Below are 21,805 nucleotides of genomic sequence, written 5' to 3'. Positions count from 1 at the left end.
GCCTTATGTCATCGTTCAAAATATGCCACAGTGGCGTATAATTAGAGTGTATTGATAGTTCGGAGTTAGTTTATCGCTGCTCTGAACTAACCTGTTATTTTAAAAACCTGCTGACTATTGCAAAGGACTTGCTAGATGAAACCGAACGAACTGTTTTATGAAAGCTTTGAGCGCTGCCGGATTGACCAAGAATTTTTGGAGAGCTTTCTGGCGGATTTTTGCGAGCATAATCCAAGGTTTTCAGAACGTTTTGAAAAGATAGGGTTAGAGCAGCAAACCAAGATGCTTAAAGCCTCGATCATTCTTATCTATAATTCTGCTGGTCTGCCGAGCGTGCGTAACTCAGTAAAGAAATTGGGTAAAAGGCATAAAGACTTAGGACTGGATATTTCCGAGATTGAGCTCAACGAGTGGTTTAATTCGTTACTCAATACGGTTAAAAAATACGATCCTCACTATGATGAAAGCGTTGAACAAGCTTGGACAGAAACTCTCGAAGCTGGCTTAACTATCATGAAGAAAGAGTGCGTAGTCTGAACCAAAATGTGTAACGAAGTAAGCCTCGTCTAACAAGAGGCTTACTCATTTTTTCTACTCAATTAAAAGGTAAAGCCTGCTTGGATACTTAGTACTGACTCAGCGGTATACCAACCAGTACTTCCTCCGAACTCATACCAATCAAATCCAGCTCGAGTCACAAACTTGGAGTGGCCGAAAACTGGTTTTAGTGACTTGTATTCTGCGCCGATACCGTAAGTTAAGCCAAAATCACCATGGGACCCTTTGTGGACTTCATTATTATCGCTAGATAGGAAAACCAGTTTGGTATCTGAGTGTGCGTAAAAAGCGCCCGCCTTACCATAAACAGCGAAGTTTTCGCTGAAGCTGTGCTTATACATAGGTGTTAATGAAAGCATTAAAGAATCGAACTCTTGCTTTGTTTGAAGATCCTTTTCATCAGTGCTAATAACAAGCAACGTTGATTCAACATACCACTTGCTTTGCATGATTTGGCTACCAAATGTGAATTGGCCACCGACATCGCCATCATCCATCCCGAAACCGCCTAGTGCATACATTTCATTTGATGCAAAAGCTGAAGTTGATGCGATGCCGGTAACTGAGGCAATCGTAAGAGCCGCTAAGATTAATTTTTTCATTGTTTCCACTCTGGTTTGTAAATTTCGGGAGAGGATTCTAGCGATATTTTAAAAATAAAAAACACTGTTCGAATGGGGCGGGTAGGATTAAATGAAGATTAAATATCTCAAGATATAAACCTGTATTTCCATGACCTAAAATTACAATTTTTTAGATAGATTAAATGAACGATGTACAGGTGTTAGTCTATGATTTTATGGGCTTTCCTTGAGGGAGGGCGGTGTATGTTTCACGAAGAAAAACCTCTGGCGACGGAGGTCATCACCAGAGGTACGGATCAATTAAGGCTTACGTTTTAATAGAAATTAAATCCAAATGACCAATGTTGGGTTGGCCTAGGTTCTAATACGTTACGATAATTGGATTAAAAGTGAGCAGCCCAACCAATCAGGAACCCTTGCGATGCGGTATCGTATTCAAAGGTCCCCTTGTTTTCGTAATCAACCCAGGTCGATTTGTAGGCAACATTTAAGTCAGACCAACTGTTTATCTGGTATCGCACGCCAGTTAACAGAGATGAGGTAAAGTTGGTGTCACTGCCAAGCCCTGCGTCAATAGTTGCGTGAAACTTCCAATCCTTATTGAGCTGCGTTATCCATCTCACACCTATTTGGTAATCAACCCAATCTTCATCGAGTGATCGGTCTGCACTTAAATTGCCACCTGAACCGTAAAGCTTGGCATCGATGTCGTTATCCCACCAACGAAGCCCAAACAGATAATCAATCGTGCCAAAATCGTACTGGTAGCGCTTAAACCCCTTCACATCTAAAACACCTTGTCGGATATCAAGGTTGCCCCTCAATACCTCTAGGTTGCTACCTAACACTGAGTTTGTTTTTCCGCTTAACTTCATGAAGCTGTAGTCAATGTAATAGCCCCATTGATTGTCATAGATACCCTCTAAGCGCACCATTGCGGTCATATCAAGATGATCCATGATGAATGCAGGATCAACATCGATATCAGCAGACAAATCACTAATGGTGCTGTCTCCACGGATGTTGAGTGCGAGCGCGTAAATTTCGAAGCTATGTTGCCACTTTTTTGTATCCGCTTGTGCGCTTGCTTCCTGAGCATTTACGGTTGAACTTGCAGCTAATGCTGATGCGAGTAGGTAACGCCATTTAGCCATATTGATATCCTTATCTTCGATGTGAAATAGCACGAATGTGAATGTGTGTTTTAACTATCCATTTTTCACATATGCAACTTGTATATTGCTGATTGTAGACTATGTTTTTTGAAAAGAGCCAAATTAAAAGAGTAAGGATATGAAGCCACAAAGCATTTTTTTGTTCGTTGCTGTTTTGGGTTTAACACCGATTGCGTTGTCGTACGGTTATGCCCCCGTTGTCTCCCTTGATTATCTTTTCGGAATTGATGCTAGCCCTATCAATGTCACTCATATTTTTCGTGCCGTAATGGGGTTGTACCTAGCGTTGGCTCTGTTTTGGATAGCAGGGGCGCTACTAAAGAAATACCGACTGCCAGCACTCTACAGTTTGGTGGTCTTCATGTTGGGTTTGGCTGCTGGCCGAGTCATTAGCTTGTTGATAGATGGCATGCCTCACTGGCTACTTGTCGTCTATCTACTATTGGAGCTTGGCTTTGGTTTGGTAGGAATAAAAATGGTTAACAAAGAGCAATCTGAAACAGTATAAGGACATTCTATGAAAAGGATTTTCCACCTTGTTGTTCTGAGTGTGTTGAGCAGCTTTTCGCTATCAGCATGGTCAGCCCAAGAGCAACCGAATATTTTTGTTATCTTCACGGATGATATTGGGATATCAAACCTGAGTGCTTATCACAATGGTGTGATGAGTAGTGAAACACCAAACATCGATAGTATTGCTGAAAAGGGCATGCTACTGACCGATTATTACGCTCAACCCTCTTGTACGGCGGGTCGTTCTGCATTCTTAACGGGTCAACTCCCTGTTCGAACAGGCATGCACTCAGTCGGATTGCCAGGTGGCCCAGTTGGTTTAAGTGCCGACACGCCAACGCTTCCTGAGATTCTTAAAACCATGGGTTATGTTACGGGTCAGTTTGGTAAAAACCATCTTGGTGATCGAGATGAATTCCTACCGACAATGCACGGTTTTGATGAGTATTGGGGTTGGTTGTATCACTTGAATGCAATGGAATACACAGAAGATCCAGATTGGCCAAAAGATGGATCTTTGGATGCTTTTGCACCTCGTAATGTCATTTACGCAAGATCAGATGGCAAAGGTGGTCAAACGATCGAAGATGATGGTGCATTGTCGATTGAGCGTATGCGTACACTCGATGATGAAGTGAATAAACACGCGATCAACTTCATCGAAAGGGCGGTTGAAGCGGATAAGCCATTCTTCACTTGGTACTGTCCATCACGTGGTCACGTTTGGACGCACCTGTCACCTGAATACGAAGCCATGCTTGGCCAAAACGGTTGGGGACTTCAAGAAGTGGTCATGAAAGATCTTGATGACCATGTTGGTGAGATGATGGCGAAAATGGAAGAACTCGGTATTGCCGATAACACCATCATCATTTTCACTGCGGATAATGGTCCTGAGATCATGACGTGGCCAGATGGTGGTATGACACCATTCCATGGCGAAAAAGGCACAACTTGGGAAGGTGGCGTTCGCGCTCCTGCACTGGTTAGCTGGCCGGGTAAAATACCTGCAGGTACTGTAGGCAATGGCATCTTTGATGGTATGGACTGGTTACCCACTCTGGTTGCTGCGGCTGGTGGTCCAACGGATCTAAAAGAGAAAATGCTGAAAGGTCACGATGGCTTTAAAGCGCACCTTGATGGTTACAACCAAGTGGATATGCTGGCAGAGAAAGGCGAGTCTAATCGTAAAGAGATCTACTACTACGAACGAGACAAGCTACAAGCGGTTCGTATTGGTGATTGGAAGGCGCACTTTGTGGTCCAAAACCATGGCTGGAGTGGTCCGAAAGAGGAGTTAAACGCACCGTTACTCTTTAACTTACGTCGTGACCCATACGAGCGAGCGGCAGAAGAGTCGGGCATGTACTTGAAATGGATGGGGCAGAAAATGTGGGCATTTGGTCCTGCTCAAGCTGCTGTACAACAACATCTAGCGACCTTCCAAGAGTGGCCCCCAGTGACACCAGATTTACCAGCTGAGAAAACAGGTGGTGTGGGTAATTAATACGCACTTGTCTCAAGTAGTTGGGGCAGAAAAGGCTGAGTAGAAATACAAAATCCCGTTGGAGACTCTAATCGTCGCCAACGGGATTTTTGTATTTTGGTTGTTTAAAAGCCTGTTTTAATCATGCAAACAAAGGCTGAAGAAAACGCTATTTTGCTTTTAACGTAGTGTTACGTTCTACAAATTGAACTGGCACCATTAATTTCACTAAGCTGGTGTCTTGTTCTTGAATCTGGCTAACGACAATTTTCACGGACTCACGTGCAAGGCGTCGGAAATCCTGCTTGAAAGTGGTCAATTGGTAGTTCAGCCACTGAGTTTGTGGGATGTCATCAAACCCAATCACTTGTAGATCTTCTGGGATACGGAGCCCGAACTCTAAACGAGCCACGTCCATCACTGCCATAGCGAGATTGTCCGTCGCACAAAATATGGCTTCAGGATGAGAAGCTTCTTTGAACATGGCTCTGATGATCTCGAGTGAATCAAGGTAATCGTAGTCAGCTTCAATCACGCGAGCCTGTTTGCCAGTTAAGTCTTCAAATTCTGTGCAGAAACCCACTTGGCGCTCGCCATTAGTAAATGTCGGGACGTTACCTGTGAGGTAAGTGGCTGACTTGATACCAAGTTTATGAAAGTGCTGAGCAGCAAATTGACCTGCAGCGTAGTTGTCGCTTACCACATGGCTACTCTTAGTCCCTTCAACAACCCGCGCGAACTGAACGATAGGGATGTCGAACTCTTCACACTCTTCATAAAGCGACTTATTAAAGGTAGCAGAAGCGGCAATCACGCCATCAACTCGGAATTGGAAGATATTAGGGATAGAGTGGTTATCGTTTCCATCAACTTGCCAAGGAATTAATACCGCAGAGTACCCCTGTTTTTGTAGCTCAGTAGAGATAAGCTGCAGTGTTTTCATGTGAATAGGGTAGTCGGCATCAGGAAAAACTAGGCCAATCAATTTGGATTCATTTGTCGTCAGACTGCGGGCAAAGGCATTGGGACGATAATTCAACGATTTTGCTGCATCGAACACTTTTTGTTTGGTCTTTTCAGACACTGAACTGCCAGGTACAAATACGCGAGATACAGTTGATTGAGAAACGCCAGCAAGCTTAGCGACATCTTTAGAGGTGACGGTTGGCTTTGACGCCGTGGAGTGTTTTGGAGAGTTCATAGACCATACTTTTGAACCAAATTGACTGCGCACAGAGTAACATGATTAGGTACGTACTCATAAAGTAATGCCAAGGAATGATATGAAAAATAAGGAATAATGGTTATTTTGAATTCTATGTTGGGTACAACCCATTAACTGTGTCGTTACAAAAATGTAGCTTTAAATAAATAGTGACTAAAAAGCTCTGCTTAGAAGCAGAGCTTTAGATTACGAATTTACTCAAAAATGAACTACATACCGCTACATGGTTAGAAGTAGTAACGAATACCGGCAGCGAACTGATCATCGTTGTTTTCGTATTTCACACCATTGTATGAATCTTTACCGTTGTCGAATTGGTACTCCGTCCATACTAAGAACTTGTTCTTCTTAAAGTGGTACTCAAGGCCAGGGATAATAAGCTGACGTTCGTAGCCATTCGCGTTGTCGTCTGTGTCCGTTAAGTAGTTAACGTTAAAGGTTGGACGTAGACCATTTTCAAAGTGGTAGTAGGTGAAGAATTCAGCACCACGGTGGTCGTAAAATTCAGATTGGCTGGTGGTCTCCCAGTTTGAACCTTGGCTGTAAGTGAAACCAACAAATAGTCCATCATTAGTGTAGTTCACACCTAATAAACCTATGCGTTGTGTGTCGCCATCTTTGATGTTTTGAACTGTGCTATCCACATCATCAAACTCATTCTGATGGTACGCTAAGCCAATCGTTAGGCCATCCATAACGGTGTACAGCGTTGAAGCACCGATACCGTTTTTCAGCGTAACAGTATCTGAATTCGTTTGGTTGAATCTTGTTGATACAGCGACATCTTCACGAGTTGTTTGGTAAGTAAAGCCGTATTTCCAGTTGTCGTTAATGCTGTTGCGGTAAGTTATCGAGTTTTCAGCACGGCCTGTGCCTGATGAAATACCCCAGTCAGATAGGTTGTAGTAACCAGAACCACGTGAACCAAATACACGACCCATATCGGTAAACCAAGCCACATCGTAGAAGGTAGACCACTGCTTAGTACCTGCTGCGATCTTGCCGTATTTCTCGTGCTCTACGCCTGCGTATAGAAGTCGGTCGTAAATGTTATCGCCGTTAGCGCCCGAGTTATAACCCCATTCGGCATGGCCAAAGCCAGTCCAATCGTTGTCTAGTCCCATTTGACCTTTAAGGCCGAAACGAGAACTACCACTGTTCCATTCGCCATTATGATCGCCACCTTTGTCTTGGTAACGAACGTCGAAACGACCGTCTAAAGTAAGGCTATCGCCCGCGTCATTGGTAAAAGTGTGTGCAGCAAAAGCTGAACCTGATGTAAGTGCCGTCAGGATCACTGCAGAAAGTATCGACTTGTTCATTGTTGTTCTCTTTATTCAGGCCGCAGAAAGCCACCGTGCTTTCAAGCCCGTTATATTGGTAATGGTTTGGCAGGGTGTACCCCATCCATGAGGCACTAGTAGATTCAGTTATTAGTGGAGCAATAATGAATTGGTTGGAGCACTTACTAGGAGCGATAAGGGTCCCCCAGTAAGCGTGGCAACCTAAATCAGATGTCTATTTAGGTTGCCACTATTTCGTTTCAATCTTTTGGATTAAAGCGTATCGATTACAGCGTTGGATTCATGATAGATGAAGTACGTTCGAACACGTCCAGACCTTGCTGTTGTAGCCAGTAAGGAAGATCGATAAGAACCCAGTTCTCAGACAGTTTGTCACCGTCGCGGTAGTAAACGTCAACCACTTGCATGTTTGCACGCACTTCGCCGCCAGTCATACCTAGGAAGCCACCTGTTGGTGTGTTTGATAGGTTTGGCCAACCGAAGAAACAAGAGAAGTTACCTTCAGCGAAACGACAAACGTGACCGTTGAACTTCTTATCTTTCAGGTTGTTACGGAAAGGAAGTTGGTGCTGTTGTTGGTAGCGAGGAATCGTGTAAGACGCGCCGATACCACATGGGCCGTACCAAATCATGTCTTTTGACCAGCTCTTCGCGAGTACTTCTGGTGGGCAACCCATTGCGCCGCTGTCGTTAAGAGCAGACAGGTCATCAACCATTTTGTTTACTAGAGCAAGCGTTGCAACGCCTTCTTCTGGATCTGCATCTTCGAATAGCAGACCATCGTGGTTACGTGGGCCAGGGTATACGAAGTGTTTACCAGTTGATGGTGGAAGTGGGTAGCAACCCGCTTGATCCATCATGCCTAGAAGGTCTAGGAACAGGCCTGTCTTAGTGATTTTTCCGTCAACCACACAGTTAAATTCTGCGTAGCGAACGTTCATGATCTTGCCAGTAGGGCGCATGCCTAGGTATTCAGCGTCGAATAGACCCATGAAGTGACCCATGCTCATTACCCAAATCTCATCTGGGTTAACTTCGTTGTTACCACCGATGAAGATGTCTTGACGACGCTGCATGCGAGTCATTGACTTCATCATTGGCGCCCAGAATACGTCAGCCGCTGCTTGTGCGCCTTCTTGCTCGCGGAATGGGTAAACACCGCGCCATAAGTAATCTTCAGACGTGTGCGCTTTTAAAACTTCAGCAACGTTCTCGTGTGTTGCGTTTTCGATAGCGTCAAAGTAATCGCGAACAATGCGTTTAGCTTCTTGATATTTAGACATAGTAAATTCTCTTTTTTGTTGTCGAGCCAACATTCGGAACAGGACTCGATTTGGATTTTGTTACCGGCTGACTTCTCAGCCGGATTGATGTTTATTTCGTGTCTTTAGAGGTCTTCAACTTCTAGAGGTTTTCAACTTTTAGAAGTCTTCAACTTAAGGGGATTAAGCTTTTGCTGTTTCCGCTTTTTTGCTCTTGTCGAAAATGCCGCCTTTCAATGTTTCTGGTAGAGATAGCCACAGTAGACCAGCTAGAATCCATACGATTGGCGAGCCCCACATTGCTGTCGCAAGGTCGCTGCGCTCTTGGATGAATACCAACACCATTGGTGCCCACATGCCGATGATACGACCACCGTGGAACAGAGCTGCACCGAAGCTACGTAGGTGAGCTGGGAACAACTCAGAGAAGTAGCCACCCCATACCGCAGAAGCAGACAGACCGAAGTTGTAGATAAGACCTAGGATAGCCAGCATGTTTAGGCTGCCGATCATCACGTCGCTTGGTGCTACGAAGAATACTGAAGCCATGACACCCGCAAGGATGAAACCAAACGCGTTCACTTTACGGCCGTATTTGTCGGCGATTGCACCCCATACCCAAGCACCGAATAGAGAACCGAATGCTGAGATAGAGAAGATGATGCCGATAGTTGAACCGTCAAATTGGCGAACTTCTTTCAGGTACGTTGTCACGAAGCCAGAGAAGAATTGGTAGCCATAGAAGTTAAGGCCAGCCAGTAGTAGACAAGTAATGGTTAACTTGCGGTAAGGCGCGCTTAGCATTTCACCCCAAGAACCTTTCTTCGCTGGTTTATTCGATGCTTCAGCTGCGGCTTGATCTTCTTCACCGTAAGCGATCACTTTCTTGTCGCTAGGTAGGATGAAGATCATCAGTGCTGCAGCAACTAGAGGAGGAATACCACCCACCCACATTAGGCTCTGCCAAGGTGCATCGATGCTAGAAATGAATGCCGCGTATGCGCCCATTGCCATTAGAGCAACCGAGAACATAGAAGAAGCGAATGCCGTTAACTTACCGCGAACACTTGGTGTGAAGAGGCCGATCATCAGGCTTACTGCTACGGTGAAGTAGCCACCTAAAGAAATACCGATGATGAAACGCATTGCTGCCCACATCGCGTAGTCAGTAAACATCATGTTGATGATGGTTGCGCCACCGTTCAGTGCAGTGATGACAATAAGAGTCGATTTCTTACCAAAGTTTGATGCCACCCATGCACAGCTCAGAGCACCAATAAGTGCACCAACCGACTGCCATGTATAGAACTGAGCGGTATCCGCCAAGTTAATACCATCATACGCATCAACGATGTATGGGCGTACGTAGTCAATAATTACAAAGTTATAACAATAGAAAAAGTAGCCAACTAGAATTGCAAGATAAGCAGCTACCCTTTGAATCATAGGAACTTCGCTCATGTGTTTTTTAATAGTCATGACCGATAAACCTTTATTTTTTATAGGGTGTTTTTAGTTTCGATTATTGTGTGGTGGTTATTGAACATCACCACACCATCTTCATTTCGGGAGAGATAATAGAATTTTTGTGGTTATTAGATCCGTGATCAAAGTCAATTTTAAAATGAGTGCGTACCCATTTTGTGTGTTTTAGTGATCTTGATCTCATTAGATCGTTGTTTTGCGACTTTTTGGGCATTTAGAGTGTTTAATCATCTATCTTAGTGACAATACTCACACTTATTGTGGGTTTTTGAGGGAAAATATCCATTTTTGAGTACTATTGGCGGCGAATGAATTGCGAAATATAATAAACGGAATCTAAAAATGGTTACGTACTCAAGTTTTGTGGTTATTGCTTTGTATGTGCTAACTACTCTATTTATCAGTTACTTAGTGAATAAGCGTTATAGCGTTGGTGGCGATTTCTCAACGGGCGGAAAACAATTTGGTTGGTTTACGGCAGGTGTGTCGATTCTTGCCACCTACATCAGCGCAATGACGTTCGTGGGCATGCCGGGCTGGGTTTATAGCTCAGGCATGGAAGCGATGAGCGTCCATTTGAATTATCCAATAGTGATCTTTTTCGCTGTGGTTTTCTTTGTCCCTGTGTTTTACAAACTCGGCCTGACTTCGATTTATGAATACCTAGAGCACCGCTTTGGCGTTGTTGCTCGCACGATCAACTCTATCGTGTTTATTGTGGTTCAGTGTATTTCGGCAGGTGTGATTTTGTATGCGGTTGCACTGATCTTGGTGCAAGTGTTGCCGGTGAGTATCTCCGAGGCAATCATCTACATCAGCTTATTTACCGCTTTGTATACCTATGCGGGTGGTATCTCGACTGTCATATGGACAGACATGTTGCAGTCGGCGGTGCTGATCATCGGCAGCATTGCGATCTTTGCTTTATTGCTGATGAAGATTGATGCAGGGGAAGTGTTGTCTCCTGAACATCTGAATATCATCAACCTCGATTTTGACTTGGGTGTTGATACCACTTTGTGGGCAGGCGTAGTGGCAGTGAGCTTCTTACATCTAAGTGTGTATGGCACTAACCAACTGATTATTCAAAGAACGTTGGCAACAAAGAACGTGAAGACAGCACAAAAATCCATGCTGCTTTGTGGTTACGGCGCGTTCTTTATTTATCTGTTTTTCTCGGTAATGGGCGTTCTATTGAGTGTCTTTTATCAAGAGCAAAGCTTTGAAAACAGCAACGAAGTAATTCTTGATTTTGTGTTTAACCATACCAACCCAATCATTGTTGGTTTGGTGATTTCCGCACTCTCAGCAGCAGCGATGTCGACACTGGATTCTACTTATAACTCAATGGCGACAGTCGCAACGTTCGATTTCTATAAGCGCTTTTTCCGTAAGAAAGCTTCCGATGCACATTATGAATCGGTGGCAAGAAAGATGAGCTTGGTTGCTGCAGCGTCGGTTGTTGTTCCTGCATTACTGGCGGTTTCTAATGAATCAGTGCTTAAAACTATTGCTAGTCTAACTTCCATTTTTGTCGGTATTCGCCTTGGCTCTTTCATCCTGGGTTTGTTCTTCAAACAAGCGAATGAGAAAGGGGTGATTGCAGGCAGTATTGGCAGCGTAGCTGTGGTGTTCATTGCTAAATACAGTGGCATCTCTTGGCCTTGGTTTGCTTTGATTGGCACTGTGGTTTTCTTAGTGTTAGGTGTTGTTGTGAGTCGTTTCTGGGGAGAGGTGACCGAGCAACAAAACGAATTTATTGCCAAGCAGAAGCATTTGTTCGCTAAGCCTACGGCGAGTCATTACGGCTTGTTGGTGTTCGCTGTTGTGACGATTGCTGCTTGTACTGTTATCCCTGATTGGCTTTATGCCGCTCTTTCTTAATTGACCGATTTTTTACTGGTATATCTATGTTATCGATCTTTGATATCTACAAAATTGGTGTGGGACCATCGAGCTCTCACACCAACGGCCCAATGATAGCGGGTTTTCATTTCACACAATTAATCGCGGACAAAATCGCAGAAGTGACGCGTGTTCAGGTGGATTTATACGGTTCTTTGTCATTGACTGGCATAGGTCACCACACCGACAGAGCAACCATCTTGGGTTTGCTCGGCAATAAGCCAGACACGATTAAGATCACCAGCGCTAATGAAGCGATGCGTCTTGCTATCGACAGTGGTGAAATGCAGCTGAGTGGCAGTCACACCATTGGCTTTAACTACCAAACCGACATGCTATTTCATGAAGACAATCTGCCTTTGCATGAAAACGGCATGATGATTACCGCGTTTGACCAAAGCGGAAGCATAATTGTTGCTGAAACTTACTATTCGATTGGCGGCGGTTTTATCGCAACCGCGGATGAACTGCAGAATGGCACTATAACCCAAACAGTAGAAGTCCCTTTCCCATTCAAAAATGCCGATGAAATGCTGAGAAAAGCAGAAGACAGCGGCATGAGCTTGGGTGGCATGATTCTGAAAAATGAAACGGCTTTCCAAGGCGATGATGTTATCTCAGAAAAGGCCGATCAAATCTGGCGAGTGATGACTCGTTGTATGGAACGCGGCTTTGAAACTGAAGGCATTCTTGATGGTGGCTTAAACGTCACTCGTCGTGCTCCAAACTTGTTGAAGAAGCTTGAAGCGAATGCGGCCGTTGAAAACGATCCAATGGAAATCATGGATTGGATTAACTTGTTCGCCTTTGCGGTGAGTGAAGAAAATGCGGCTGGTGGCCAAGTGGTGACATCACCCACTAATGGTGCCGCGGGCGTTATTCCAGCCGTATTGATGTATTACCATCGCTTCATTAAAGAGTTGGATACTAAGCAGTTAAAAGACTTCTTAGCCGTATCGGGCGCGATTGGTATTTTGTACAAAACCAACGCTTCTATTTCTGGTGCGGAAGTAGGGTGCCAAGGTGAAGTGGGCGTATCGTCTTCTATGGCGGCAGCGGGTTTAACGGCACTACGCGGCGGCAGCAACGAGCAGATTTGTATTGCAGCAGAGATTGCGATGGAGCATTCACTCGGTATGACGTGTGATCCGATTGGTGGCTTGGTACAAGTGCCATGTATTGAACGAAATGCGATGGGTTCCATGAAGGCGATTAATGCTTCACGAATGGCACTCAAACGTAACAGCAAAAGCCTGATTTCATTGGATAAGGTTATCGCTACTATGTATCAGACGGGTAAAGACATGAATAAGAAGTATCGTGAAACGTCTCTAGGTGGTTTGGCGCTGATTCATTTAGCTCACCCTTGTGAATAGCAAGCGTAAATAAACGATATCTGTTTCAAAATAACAAAGCCCAGCCCCTAAGTTTTAGAAATCTAGGGAGCTGGGCTTTTATTTTGCTTAAAGTAAAGGGCTGTCAGGAGAAGTGAACTAGTCTCCAAGAGGCAACTTATAGCTGTTTTTCAACTCTTTAACCGAGATATTCGACTGAATCGCACTTACACCTTTTACTCGTCTGATCGAGCTAATACGCTCAAAGTACTCTTCTAAATCTTTCGCTAGCACTTGAATCATATAGTCGGCGCCGCCTGCAATGCAGTGACACATAGGAATCCAATCGGTTACTTCGACAAACTCTTCAAACGGTTCTGTGTTTTCTACTTCATGGTTACCTAAGGTCACAAGAGTAAAACCAGCCACATGAAAACCAAGCTTTTTGCGGTTTAGCTTCGCGGCGTAACCATCGATATAACCCGTCTCTTCCATGCGTTTCCAACGGCGCCAACATGGGGTTTCGCTGAGGTTCACTTTCTCTGCGAGCTTGCTGTTGCTCATGCGTCCGTCTTGTTGGATATGTTCTAAGATGGCGATATCTGTGTCATCTAACACTTCTTTGGTGGATTCTTTCTGTTTCATGGTGTTTTTGGGAAAGTCTTGCTCAAATTTGCATTAATATTAGCCTATATAGCAATTTAATTCCTAGTCGAATCTGTAAACTCTCTCCGTATAAATACTTTACTTATTAGGAGTGAGAGGAAATGAGCTCTCAATTAATGCTGGCGTTCTTGCTATTTTCCACATCAATTGCAATTACACCTGGGGCAGGCAATATCGCATTACTTGGGATTTCAAGTCGTTATGGATTTGCTGCGACTTTACCTTTTATCTCTGGGAACGCTGTTGGCATCATCATCGTACTGGCGGGTTCCAGTGTCGGTTTGGTGAGCCTATTTACCCTTTACCCAGAGTTATACAACATTTTGAAATACGCGGGTGCGGCTTACTTGCTGTTTATGGCGTGGTCGATTGCTAACATGCAAATCGAAGAAAGCACCACAGATAAACGTTCAGGTTTTATGTCAGGTGTGTTGGTGCAGGTGTTAAACCCTAAAGGTTGGATAGCTTCATTAACCGTGTTTTCGCAATTCATTACTCCGAATGCAGATTACTTGATTCAAGTAGTGACCATTATCGCGGGTATGGTGATTACCGGTGTGCCGTGCATGTTGGTGTGGGCGTATTGCGGCACCATGCTGAAAAAATTACTGCAATCACCAAAACAGATGATGTTTGTGAACCGTTGCTTGGGTGGAAGCTTAGCGATGGTGGTTGCCTTTATGCTTTATCAACCGGCATAAATCACAAGGAAAAAAACCACTCCTAAATCCATAGGAGTGGTGTCTAAATGTCGACTAAGTCGTTAACAGTAAAGAATTGAGTTAACAAATATTTAAGGAACTTGAGTTAAAAGCTTTTATGCCTAGAAGCTTTTAAGTTTTAAGTTTTAAGTTTTAAGTTTTAAGTTTTAAGTTTTAGGTTTAAAGATTAAGCCGTTTCAGCCTCTTTAACCGGAGCTGAGTTACGGATTAGGTGGTCAAATGCACCTAAGCTTGCTTTTGCACCTTCACCCATCGCAATGATGATCTGTTTGTAAGGTACGGTTGTTACATCACCCGCCGCAAACACACCTTTCATCGATGTTGCGCCATGAGCGTTAATTTCAATTTCACCGCGTGGTGAAAGCTCTACCTTCGAACCCTTCAACCATTCGCTGTTTGGCATCAGGCCGATTTGAACAAAGATACCTGCTAGTTCAATCTGTTTAAGTTCATCGGTGTTGCGGTCTTTGTATTCCAAACCGGTTACACGGTTGCCATCACCAATCACCTGCGTTGTTTGTGCCATCTTGATGATTTCGATGTTTGGTGTTGCGTTTGCTTTGTCGATAAGCACTTGGTCGGCACGCAGTGTGTCTGCAAATTCAAGTACGGTTACGTGTTCAACAAGACCTGCTAAATCAATCGCCGCTTCGATACCGGAGTTACCGCCACCAATAACCGCTGTTTTCTTACCTTTGAATAAAGGGCCGTCACAGTGTGGGCAGTAAGCGACGCCTTTGTTGCGGTAGTCTTGCTCACCCGGAACGTTCATTTCACGCCAGCGAGCACCAGTACTTGTGATAACCGTGCGAGCTCGCAGTGTTGCGCCGCTCTCTAGCTCAACGTGGATGTAACCGTCTTCTGTATCTTCAGCCGCAATGATGTTAGCCGCGCGCTGCTCAGTCATTACTTCAACACCGTACTCTTTTACGTGCTCTTCAAGGCTTGCCACTAATTTAGGACCTGTTGTCGCTTTCACGGAGATAAAGTTCTCAATCGCCATCGTGTCCATCACTTGGCCACCGAATCGGTCTGCAACCACACCGGTACGAATGCCTTTACGTGCTGCGTAGATAGCCGCTGAAGATCCCGCAGGGCCACCACCGACAACCAATACATCAAACGGTGCTTGTTCGTTTAGGTTGGCCGCTTTCTTTTCTGCTGCGCCTGAATCGACTTTGTTTAGGATCTCAGCCAGAGACATACGGCCTTGACCAAATAGCTCACCGTTAATAAACACGCTTGGTACTGCCATGATGTCGCGAGACTTCACTTCGTCTTGGAATGCTGCGCCATCAATCATGGTTGTCTTAACTAGAGGGTTAATCGCCGACATCATGTTGAAGGCTTGAACCACTTCTGGACAGTTTTGGCATGAGAGCGAGATAAAAATCTCTACATTAAGCTCTTGATCGAGTTCTTTAATTTGCTCGATTACGTCCGCTTCAAGCTTGATAGGGTGACCACCGCTATGAAGCAGTGCTAGAACCAGTGACGTAAATTCGTGACCCATTGGCAAACCGGCAAAACCGATCGCGGTGCCTTTCTCTTGGTTCACTACCTGCATGATTGGGCTGCGCGTGCTTGCGCTATCATCACGAGTTACTTCAATTTTGTCGGTTAAAGACGCGATGTCATTCGCCAGATCTTGAAGTTTGTTTGCGGTGTCGCTGCTATCAAGGCTCAGCACTAACTGAACATTGGTTTTTAGGTTTTCTAGGTATGCTTTTAGCTGCTGCTTCATTGCTTGATCTAACATAATCGTGCCTGCTCTTAAATTCTGTGTCTTGGTATTGACCAATACCTTCTTGCTGAAAAAGGGAAATAAAAAGGGGGCGCAAGTCGGCAAATATTGTGGTGTTGATGTTTTGAAAGGGTGGCGCGCGACTGCCCTTTAGGAGGGGGGCCGAAGCGCGCCTGTAGAACCGTTTAACTGTTCTGTTTTACTCGTTCTTTCTTGGCTATTCTTGTTTAGCTAGGCTTAGATTAAATCTTGCCTACTAGGTCTAGAGATGGCGCTAGAGTCTCTTCGCCTTCTTTCCATTTAGCTGGGCAAACTTCACCTGGGTGAGCGGCTACGTATTGTGCTGCTTTAACCTTGCGTAGTAGGTCTTCAGCGTCACGACCGATACCTTCAGCAGTGATTTCCATTGCTTGGATAACGCCTTCAGGGTCGATTAGGAAAGTTGCACGGTCTGCAAGGCCTTGACCTTCACGCATAACGTTGAAGTTATTTGTGATGTTGCCTGTTTGGTCGCCTACCATGAAGTATTCGATAGTGCCGATTTTGTCAGAAGTATCGTGCCATGCTTTGTGAGAGAAGTGCGTGTCAGTTGATACTGAGAAAACTTCTACGCCGCGAGATTGAAGCTCTGCGTATTTGTCTTGTAGGTCAACTAGCTCAGTTGGACATACAAACGTGAAGTCTGCTGGGTAGAAGAAGAATACAGCCCACTTGCCTTTAACGTCTTGCTCAGTGATTTCTACGAATTCGCCGTTTTTGAATGCTGTTGCGTTGAATGGTTTGATTTCTGTGTTGATCATGATTCGACTCTCTTTCTAATTTGTAGTGTTTAACGCTATCCCGCGTCGATGGAGCTATATTGCATTCGCACCGAAAATTAGTGAAATCGGACATTTCTATAGATTCAATAGGCAAATCCTATCTTCGTAAGAAGATCGCTATCGACAAAAACTATCGATAAAAGTTATCAAACTAGGGCTACGTTCTATTTGGGTAGCTATGCTCTTTAGGCTGTTCTCTATTTCGGCTTATCTCTATTCACGTAAGCCTCTATGTATCTCTGTATCTCTGTATCTAAGTAGGCAAGTAGGCAAGGGCAGGCATGGATTCTTTAAGTGAGCTAGGATTTGATGCTAAACTTGTAAATAACAAAAAATTATCATTAATATAATTTATGATAATTTCAGTTAATCATCACATCTCCATATACTCTCTCCATCGAAACGAAACATCGAAGCCAGTCTTCGAAACGCACAGAATTAAAAACGAATTTGGAGCAAGTTATGAAAATGAATCACGTAGGCATCATGGTGGGTGACATGGATCAAGCAGTCGAGTTTTACACGAAAGCGCTAGGTCTAAGAATCGTAATGAACAACACTAAAGTGATGGAAGAGCGCGAATCAGCAATCGGCCGTATGTGTATCGCTGTGTTCGGTGAAGGCTTTAAAGGCTTCAACATTGCACACCTAGTCACATCTGATGGTATCGGTGTTGAGCTGTTTGAAATGAAAGAGCGCCAAGAGCGTCACGAAGTTGATTTCTCTCGCTTAGGTATCTTCCACTTCTGCCTACAACTTCCAAAAGAGCAGTTTCATTCAGCTATCAAGCGCGTTGAAGAGTTTGGCGGTAAGGTTCGTATGGACATCATGCGTTACCACCCAGAAGACGAACTAAAACAAGCGCAAATGGTTTATCTAGAAGACCCGTTTGGCAACCTATTCGAATTCTACTCGCACACATACGAAGACACGTACGCGACTGATTACGAGTAATCGCGTTACCTGCCTGTCATAAGGTAGAAAACCGAAACACCCCCTAAAGAGGATTGGTAGAGATACCAATCCTTTTTTGTGTTTGGATGTTTGGTTGAGTGACTTATCTATATGAAGTGATTAAGAAAGGTACAGATTTAAGGCGTTGCTAAAGTTGACGTTTTGAAGATAAAACCTTTCATGAATATGACGGAATAAAGCGTTGTTCATGAAAACATTGCGCCATCATACCGAATGGTAGCCTTGATTGAGTTGTGACTATACTCAGCTCAATATTGCTAACCAACAACAACGAAAATAGAGATACATGCAGAGATTAGCGTTCCCAAATCACATGAAAAAACGACATATCATATTTACCGCTCTTATTCTTATGATATTAGCTGGATGCACCTCAACGTCGGCTGTCGGCAGTTCTAAAACAAAGGACTATGCCAAGTCACATGCTCTTGTGGGTAAAGCTTCTTGGTATGGCGATAAATTCCATGGAAAACTCACAGCAAGTGGTGAGACGTATAATATGAATGCTTATACGGCGGCTCATAAAACCTTGCCCTTTGGGACGATCGTGAGAGTGACTAACACTGCCAATAATAAGTCTGTCGAAGTTAAAATTAACGATCGAGGCCCTTACGTAAAAGGCCGAGTGATTGACCTCTCGCATAAGGCATTTGCAAAAATCGGCAACGTTAAACAAGGTACAGTGCCTGTCAAAATTGAGATTGTTGATGACCGTAATACCTTTAGGTATAAGCACTAACCAACTTCAAGTATTCCTTTGAATTGTCAACCACTACTATAAACGGTACCAAGAGCTAGGCCGGTACTGGTGGTTAGTAATCAAAAATGAAGTTGTATTTGTTAAGCAGGCTCACATCTTACAAAACTTGTGAGACATAAAATGGCCTACGGTTAAGTTGGGAATATAGAATTGAGTCGCTCCGCCAGGTAAGCCTTGCGAATTACCTCTCATTTCAAGAGCTGTATTCCTTTTGGATTGTGAGCCTGCATCAATACGGTTCATCCCTTTAAAACCGCCAAACCAAGCATAAACCGGAGATTTTAGTCTCATCTCCAATAAGTAATCCAATGAACTCCAGTTCTCTTTGATAACTGAGGTCAAACGTCCCCATTCTCTAAGAGATACGCCATTACGCTGCGCAATTTTTTTCTTTTGTTCTAGTCCTGCATCATGTTGGAAAGGGTCGGTTGGTGACCACCATGGTGAGAGTGTGGTCTCATCTGTAATTTCGCCTCGCCCTAAAGTTGGATAACCATTAAATTTATATATCGATGTCCCAGCTGGAAGGAGTTCTCTAGTGGGTTGGCCATATTGTAATTGAAAGGCATCTCTTACAAATGTTCCAGGGCCAGTTGGTATAGCGCCAACAATACTCCAGTCTAAATTATGATTTAGTATCACTTTAATACTCCTGCGTGATTCATTATAAATAATTGAATTTGCGAATCGAATAACTGTCTGAAAAATATCTATTATTATTTTCTTACAATATCACCACCAAGCATTACCTAGCAATATTACTCAGTGTTCATATATGTTCGGTTTTAATGTATTTGACAAGTGCGCAGGAGGCATGAGTTGATTCGCTATGTCTATATTTCCCCGTCGAAAATCTACATATAGGGTGAGGATGATTAGGGGCAAAAATAAGTGAACTTAGGTGAATTAAGGAGATTAAAAAATCGGCTTTCAATGCTGAACCAACAAGTGACATGCTGACTTTGGAGGGCGTCACTTCTCGTAAGCGCCAGATTGGCCCTGCAGTGCAAAAGGCAATTGAGAGCTTGTAAGTAGAAAGAGATTTTTGGGAGAGGGATTGGTATAGATCCCCCCCCCTTCTTTTTGATAAGCTAATTAACTTGGACTTTAGGACTAAATTCACCAGTGTTTTCGTTGGCAAAATACTAATACTCGCATTGTATAAATATGGTAAAAAGTAGAGTTTGGTTGTTTATATGAAGTGTATAAATAAAAATTTCTTTTTATTTGAGTAGAAATGCATTTTCTGTTGTCCAAAACACACAATGTTTCTACCTAAAGGATTTTATTCTGTATGAGAAAACTAATAATAACCGCTCTTTGTCTTTATATATCTGGCTGTGCAACCAACGGTGCTGTCTGCATTCCTACAGGAGTTAGTATTTACTGTGGTAGTGGTGTCTAAATAAACAATATCAATTGTGGACAACCAATAGTCAATTAATCTTAAAAATTATTTTCATTGGCATTATAGCCTTGTTCGGTTCTCAACCAAAACTCAGAAAGATCTTCAAACAAGTCGTCGTTGTCTAAGATGCTTAAATGGTTTTCATCGTAACCAAGAATTTGGTCGGCGTTTAATTGAGCTGGGCGCGAAAGCTGGCTTGATAGGTCAATTACGCCATCATTACTGTTGGTATTAAATAACTCCCCTGAATTGTATCCAAACGCTAAAAAGTGCGGGGTATGGTTTTTAGTTTTACTACCAAATAACTCGGCGATAAATTTTCCGTCTGGATTTAAATCTACCCAGGCTGGCATCACGATAGGGGAGTATTCAACCCCTTGCTTGGCAGATGTCACCCCACCAAACGGGGAAGATATGGTGGTGATGCTGCTGACAAAATTGCACAACTGCCCGATTTGGCACTGACGAACACTGTTTGCCACGATCAGCCCGCCCATGCTGTGTGCCACCACGTGTGATTGTTGGATCTTGTATTCCGTCACTATGGTATGCAGCAGGTTATTTAAGCCTTTCGAACTTAAAACCAGAGATAAGCCAGAAGGGTAGTTGAATACCCATATTTGGTATTTAGATTGATCGATTTTTTCGATTAATGGAGCAAAATCTAAAGCGGTTGCGTTGATACCATGTACAAATAGGATAGGGATTTTAGTTGGGTCGTATTCCGGCAAAAAGTAGAGTCCAGCATTCCCTTCAAAAAAGAATGTTACTGGCTGCCACATGCCGAGCTTAGCGTTTTCTCGCTTAAAGGGCAGATCCGTTAAACTCACAACGGTGCCTATATCGACAAGATCCAATTCCACTTTCAGTAAAGAGGACAATGAGTGATTAACAAAGGCTCTGGGCGCTTTGTTTTCGTTAATGGCGAGTGAAATTCTTACTGTAGAATTGTCTTGGTGATCATGCAGATTAACGACACTGAATGGTTCGTCAGCTTGTAGGGTTAAATCTTGGTTTTTATCATCAAAGACAAGTAGGTAGTGTATTTTTCTAGATAGCTGCAATTGAATACTGTCGCTATCTATTATGCCGTCGTAGCCATCAACTTCGCTTTTATTGATATCTTTTATCTGTTGAATAACGACGGCTGAGCCCGACGCTGGTTCGGTCAAAATGATTTGGTACTGGTCGGTATAGGCATCAATTGCGTCTATCTCATTAGATAGATTTCTAAAATTACCACACCCTGATAGCACAGCACTGAATAACAGTACGAAAAATAATCGTCCAGTAATGAATTGCCTCATTCTAATCTCATCCCCATCTCAATAAGCTTCGTCCTTCAATCAACAATTTTATACATAAACAAACTGCATGAGTTTAATACTAGCAAGAAAACAGAGAGTTAGGTCATACGTTGTTCTTGAGCATGTATTGTCTTGGTCCGAGTTTACTTAGTTCACGCTGCTCGACCGCGGTATGGCTGATGTCGATTGTCTTTTCGATACTGATTGTCTTTCCGACCCTGATTGTTGGTATATGATTTTTACGATTCTCAATCGCTTTGATTCATGAAAATTATCGACATTAAGAAAAAAATTGAACTTTATTATTTTAGTTAAGTCGTATTGCTACGTTTACCATAACAAGACATCTGCAGTTTAGATATGATCTCAAGTCGAAACACACATCAGCTAACTCGTAGCGCACTATTATTAGTGGGTTGGGTTATCTGTTTCTGTCTCGCCAGTAATATGAGTTTTATCCAAGGCTGCAAAGTAAATTATGACAACAGTGATTCTGCTATTTCTACTGCCGTGCAGGCAAACAAGATTAGCGATGGTGGCGTTTTTATTGATGGGGCATCTCAATCCCAAG

19 protein-coding genes and 1 pseudogene are annotated in these 21,805 nt (G+C 43.5%); 9 read left to right on the top strand and 11 right to left on the bottom strand.

What is annotated here, in order from left to right:
- Positions 1-135: 135 nt before the first annotated feature.
- On the top strand, positions 136-537 hold the full coding sequence (locus ACED53_RS00905; protein WP_029222247.1) for a globin: 402 nt from the start codon (positions 136-138) through the stop codon (positions 535-537).
- Positions 538-599: 62 nt separating this feature from the next.
- On the opposite strand, the gene ACED53_RS00900 is transcribed toward ACED53_RS00905, so the two are convergent.
- Together ACED53_RS00900 and ACED53_RS00895 are read right to left on the bottom strand one after the other, a co-directional pair.
- The gene (locus ACED53_RS00900; protein WP_004736379.1) at positions 600-1,160 is read right to left on the bottom strand and encodes an outer membrane protein; all 561 of its coding nucleotides are present in this window, start codon (positions 1,158-1,160) and stop codon (positions 600-602) included.
- Positions 1,161-1,525: 365 nt separating this feature from the next.
- Complete coding sequence (locus tag ACED53_RS00895; RefSeq protein ID WP_017101001.1) at positions 1,526-2,296, bottom strand: DUF481 domain-containing protein; 771 nt, start codon at positions 2,294-2,296, stop codon at positions 1,526-1,528.
- 139 nt (positions 2,297-2,435) lie between these two features.
- Here ACED53_RS00895 and ACED53_RS00890 point away from each other — a divergent pair, with 139 nt between their 5' ends.
- Both ACED53_RS00890 and ACED53_RS00885 read left to right on the top strand, forming a co-directional pair.
- Entirely contained in the window at positions 2,436-2,825 is a 390-nt protein-coding gene (locus tag ACED53_RS00890) for a DUF4345 domain-containing protein (RefSeq protein ID WP_017101002.1), read from the top strand.
- A gap of 9 nt (positions 2,826-2,834) precedes the next feature.
- The gene (locus ACED53_RS00885) at positions 2,835-4,337 is read left to right on the top strand and encodes an arylsulfatase (RefSeq protein WP_017101003.1); all 1,503 of its coding nucleotides are present in this window, start codon (positions 2,835-2,837) and stop codon (positions 4,335-4,337) included.
- A gap of 148 nt (positions 4,338-4,485) precedes the next feature.
- Here the strand turns inward: ACED53_RS00885 and ACED53_RS00880 are convergent, their stop codons facing one another.
- The 4 genes from ACED53_RS00880 to ACED53_RS00865 form a co-directional block, all read right to left on the bottom strand.
- A complete protein-coding gene (locus tag ACED53_RS00880; protein WP_017100287.1) occupies positions 4,486-5,517 on the bottom strand; it encodes a LacI family DNA-binding transcriptional regulator in 1,032 nt (343 codons plus the stop codon).
- A gap of 251 nt (positions 5,518-5,768) precedes the next feature.
- A complete protein-coding gene (locus ACED53_RS00875) occupies positions 5,769-6,863 on the bottom strand; it encodes a porin (RefSeq protein WP_004736373.1) in 1,095 nt (364 codons plus the stop codon).
- Positions 6,864-7,111: 248 nt separating this feature from the next.
- Positions 7,112-8,128 (bottom strand): nuclear transport factor 2 family protein, encoded by a 1,017-nt coding sequence (locus ACED53_RS00870; RefSeq protein WP_017100286.1) that lies wholly within the window; start codon positions 8,126-8,128, stop codon positions 7,112-7,114.
- A gap of 162 nt (positions 8,129-8,290) precedes the next feature.
- A complete protein-coding gene (locus tag ACED53_RS00865) occupies positions 8,291-9,586 on the bottom strand; it encodes an MFS transporter (protein WP_017100285.1) in 1,296 nt (431 codons plus the stop codon).
- Between the two features lie 348 nt (positions 9,587-9,934).
- On the opposite strand from ACED53_RS00865, the gene ACED53_RS00860 reads away from it, so the two are divergent.
- Together ACED53_RS00860 and ACED53_RS00855 are read left to right on the top strand one after the other, a co-directional pair.
- Positions 9,935-11,476, top strand: a complete 1,542-nt coding sequence (locus tag ACED53_RS00860) for a sodium/solute symporter (protein WP_017100284.1) — start codon at positions 9,935-9,937, stop codon at positions 11,474-11,476.
- A 26-nt stretch (positions 11,477-11,502) separates the two neighbouring features.
- The gene (locus ACED53_RS00855) at positions 11,503-12,873 is read left to right on the top strand and encodes an L-serine ammonia-lyase (RefSeq protein ID WP_102494577.1); all 1,371 of its coding nucleotides are present in this window, start codon (positions 11,503-11,505) and stop codon (positions 12,871-12,873) included.
- A gap of 117 nt (positions 12,874-12,990) precedes the next feature.
- Here the strand turns inward: ACED53_RS00855 and ACED53_RS00850 are convergent, their stop codons facing one another.
- The gene (locus ACED53_RS00850) at positions 12,991-13,476 is read right to left on the bottom strand and encodes an Lrp/AsnC family transcriptional regulator (RefSeq protein WP_004736367.1); all 486 of its coding nucleotides are present in this window, start codon (positions 13,474-13,476) and stop codon (positions 12,991-12,993) included.
- A gap of 122 nt (positions 13,477-13,598) precedes the next feature.
- On the opposite strand from ACED53_RS00850, the gene ACED53_RS00845 reads away from it, so the two are divergent.
- On the top strand, positions 13,599-14,198 hold the full coding sequence (locus tag ACED53_RS00845) for a LysE family translocator (protein ID WP_004736366.1): 600 nt from the start codon (positions 13,599-13,601) through the stop codon (positions 14,196-14,198).
- Positions 14,199-14,385: 187 nt separating this feature from the next.
- On the opposite strand, the gene ahpF is transcribed toward ACED53_RS00845, so the two are convergent.
- On the bottom strand, positions 14,386-15,978 hold the full coding sequence (gene ahpF, locus ACED53_RS00840; protein ID WP_017100402.1) for an alkyl hydroperoxide reductase subunit F: 1,593 nt from the start codon (positions 15,976-15,978) through the stop codon (positions 14,386-14,388).
- Between the two features lie 227 nt (positions 15,979-16,205).
- On the bottom strand, positions 16,206-16,763 hold the full coding sequence (ahpC, locus tag ACED53_RS00835) for an alkyl hydroperoxide reductase subunit C (RefSeq protein ID WP_004736364.1): 558 nt from the start codon (positions 16,761-16,763) through the stop codon (positions 16,206-16,208).
- A gap of 483 nt (positions 16,764-17,246) precedes the next feature.
- On the opposite strand from ahpC, the gene ACED53_RS00830 reads away from it, so the two are divergent.
- The gene (locus ACED53_RS00830; protein WP_017065261.1) at positions 17,247-17,738 is read left to right on the top strand and encodes a VOC family protein; all 492 of its coding nucleotides are present in this window, start codon (positions 17,247-17,249) and stop codon (positions 17,736-17,738) included.
- A 307-nt stretch (positions 17,739-18,045) separates the two neighbouring features.
- Positions 18,046-18,498: a septal ring lytic transglycosylase RlpA family protein gene (locus ACED53_RS00825; protein ID WP_012604447.1), complete on the top strand. Its 453-nt coding sequence runs from the start codon at positions 18,046-18,048 to the stop codon at positions 18,496-18,498.
- 111 nt (positions 18,499-18,609) lie between these two features.
- Here the strand turns inward: ACED53_RS00825 and ACED53_RS00820 are convergent, their stop codons facing one another.
- Positions 18,610-19,161, bottom strand: a complete 552-nt coding sequence (locus ACED53_RS00820) for a hypothetical protein (protein ID WP_017100404.1) — start codon at positions 19,159-19,161, stop codon at positions 18,610-18,612.
- Positions 19,162-19,430: 269 nt separating this feature from the next.
- On the opposite strand from ACED53_RS00820, the pseudogene ACED53_RS00815 reads away from it, so the two are divergent.
- A pseudogene (locus tag ACED53_RS00815) lies at positions 19,431-19,550 on the top strand (manganese-dependent inorganic pyrophosphatase); the annotation flags it as partial.
- Positions 19,551-19,965: 415 nt separating this feature from the next.
- On the opposite strand, the gene ACED53_RS00810 reads toward ACED53_RS00815, so the two are convergent.
- Positions 19,966-21,234, bottom strand: a complete 1,269-nt coding sequence (locus ACED53_RS00810) for an alpha/beta fold hydrolase (protein ID WP_017100405.1) — start codon at positions 21,232-21,234, stop codon at positions 19,966-19,968.
- Positions 21,235-21,805: the final 571 nt, after the last annotated feature.

This window comes from Vibrio sp. 1F169 (assembly GCF_041439605.1).
Classification (GTDB): domain Bacteria; phylum Pseudomonadota; class Gammaproteobacteria; order Enterobacterales; family Vibrionaceae; genus Vibrio; species Vibrio tasmaniensis_A.
This window is presented reverse-complemented; position numbering and strand designations above follow the sequence as displayed.

Bases quoted from the DNA above. Each gene is read 5' to 3' on its own strand.
- ACED53_RS00870 (WP_017100286.1), bottom strand. From the start codon at position 8,128: ATGTCTAAATATCAAGAAGCTAAACGCATTGTTCGCGATTACTTTGAC.
- ACED53_RS00885 (WP_017101003.1), top strand. From the start codon at position 2,835: ATGAAAAGGATTTTCCACCTTGTTGTTCTGAGTGTGTTGAGCAGCTTT.
- ACED53_RS00865 (WP_017100285.1), bottom strand. From the start codon at position 9,586: ATGACTATTAAAAAACACATGAGCGAAGTTCCTATGATTCAAAGGGTA.
- ACED53_RS00900 (WP_004736379.1), bottom strand. From the start codon at position 1,160: ATGAAAAAATTAATCTTAGCGGCTCTTACGATTGCCTCAGTTACCGGC.
- ACED53_RS00825 (WP_012604447.1), top strand. From the start codon at position 18,046: ATGCAGAGATTAGCGTTCCCAAATCACATGAAAAAACGACATATCATA.
- ACED53_RS00860 (WP_017100284.1), top strand. From the start codon at position 9,935: ATGGTTACGTACTCAAGTTTTGTGGTTATTGCTTTGTATGTGCTAACT.
- ACED53_RS00875 (WP_004736373.1), bottom strand. From the start codon at position 6,863: ATGAACAAGTCGATACTTTCTGCAGTGATCCTGACGGCACTTACATCA.
- ACED53_RS00905 (WP_029222247.1), top strand. From the start codon at position 136: ATGAAACCGAACGAACTGTTTTATGAAAGCTTTGAGCGCTGCCGGATT.
- ACED53_RS00890 (WP_017101002.1), top strand. From the start codon at position 2,436: ATGAAGCCACAAAGCATTTTTTTGTTCGTTGCTGTTTTGGGTTTAACA.
- ACED53_RS00880 (WP_017100287.1), bottom strand. From the start codon at position 5,517: ATGAACTCTCCAAAACACTCCACGGCGTCAAAGCCAACCGTCACCTCT.
- ACED53_RS00895 (WP_017101001.1), bottom strand. From the start codon at position 2,296: ATGGCTAAATGGCGTTACCTACTCGCATCAGCATTAGCTGCAAGTTCA.
- ACED53_RS00830 (WP_017065261.1), top strand. From the start codon at position 17,247: ATGAAAATGAATCACGTAGGCATCATGGTGGGTGACATGGATCAAGCA.
- ACED53_RS00850 (WP_004736367.1), bottom strand. From the start codon at position 13,476: ATGAAACAGAAAGAATCCACCAAAGAAGTGTTAGATGACACAGATATC.
- ahpF (WP_017100402.1), bottom strand. From the start codon at position 15,978: ATGTTAGATCAAGCAATGAAGCAGCAGCTAAAAGCATACCTAGAAAAC.
- ahpC (WP_004736364.1), bottom strand. From the start codon at position 16,763: ATGATCAACACAGAAATCAAACCATTCAACGCAACAGCATTCAAAAAC.
- ACED53_RS00845 (WP_004736366.1), top strand. From the start codon at position 13,599: ATGAGCTCTCAATTAATGCTGGCGTTCTTGCTATTTTCCACATCAATT.
- ACED53_RS00810 (WP_017100405.1), bottom strand. From the start codon at position 21,234: ATGAGGCAATTCATTACTGGACGATTATTTTTCGTACTGTTATTCAGT.
- ACED53_RS00855 (WP_102494577.1), top strand. From the start codon at position 11,503: ATGTTATCGATCTTTGATATCTACAAAATTGGTGTGGGACCATCGAGC.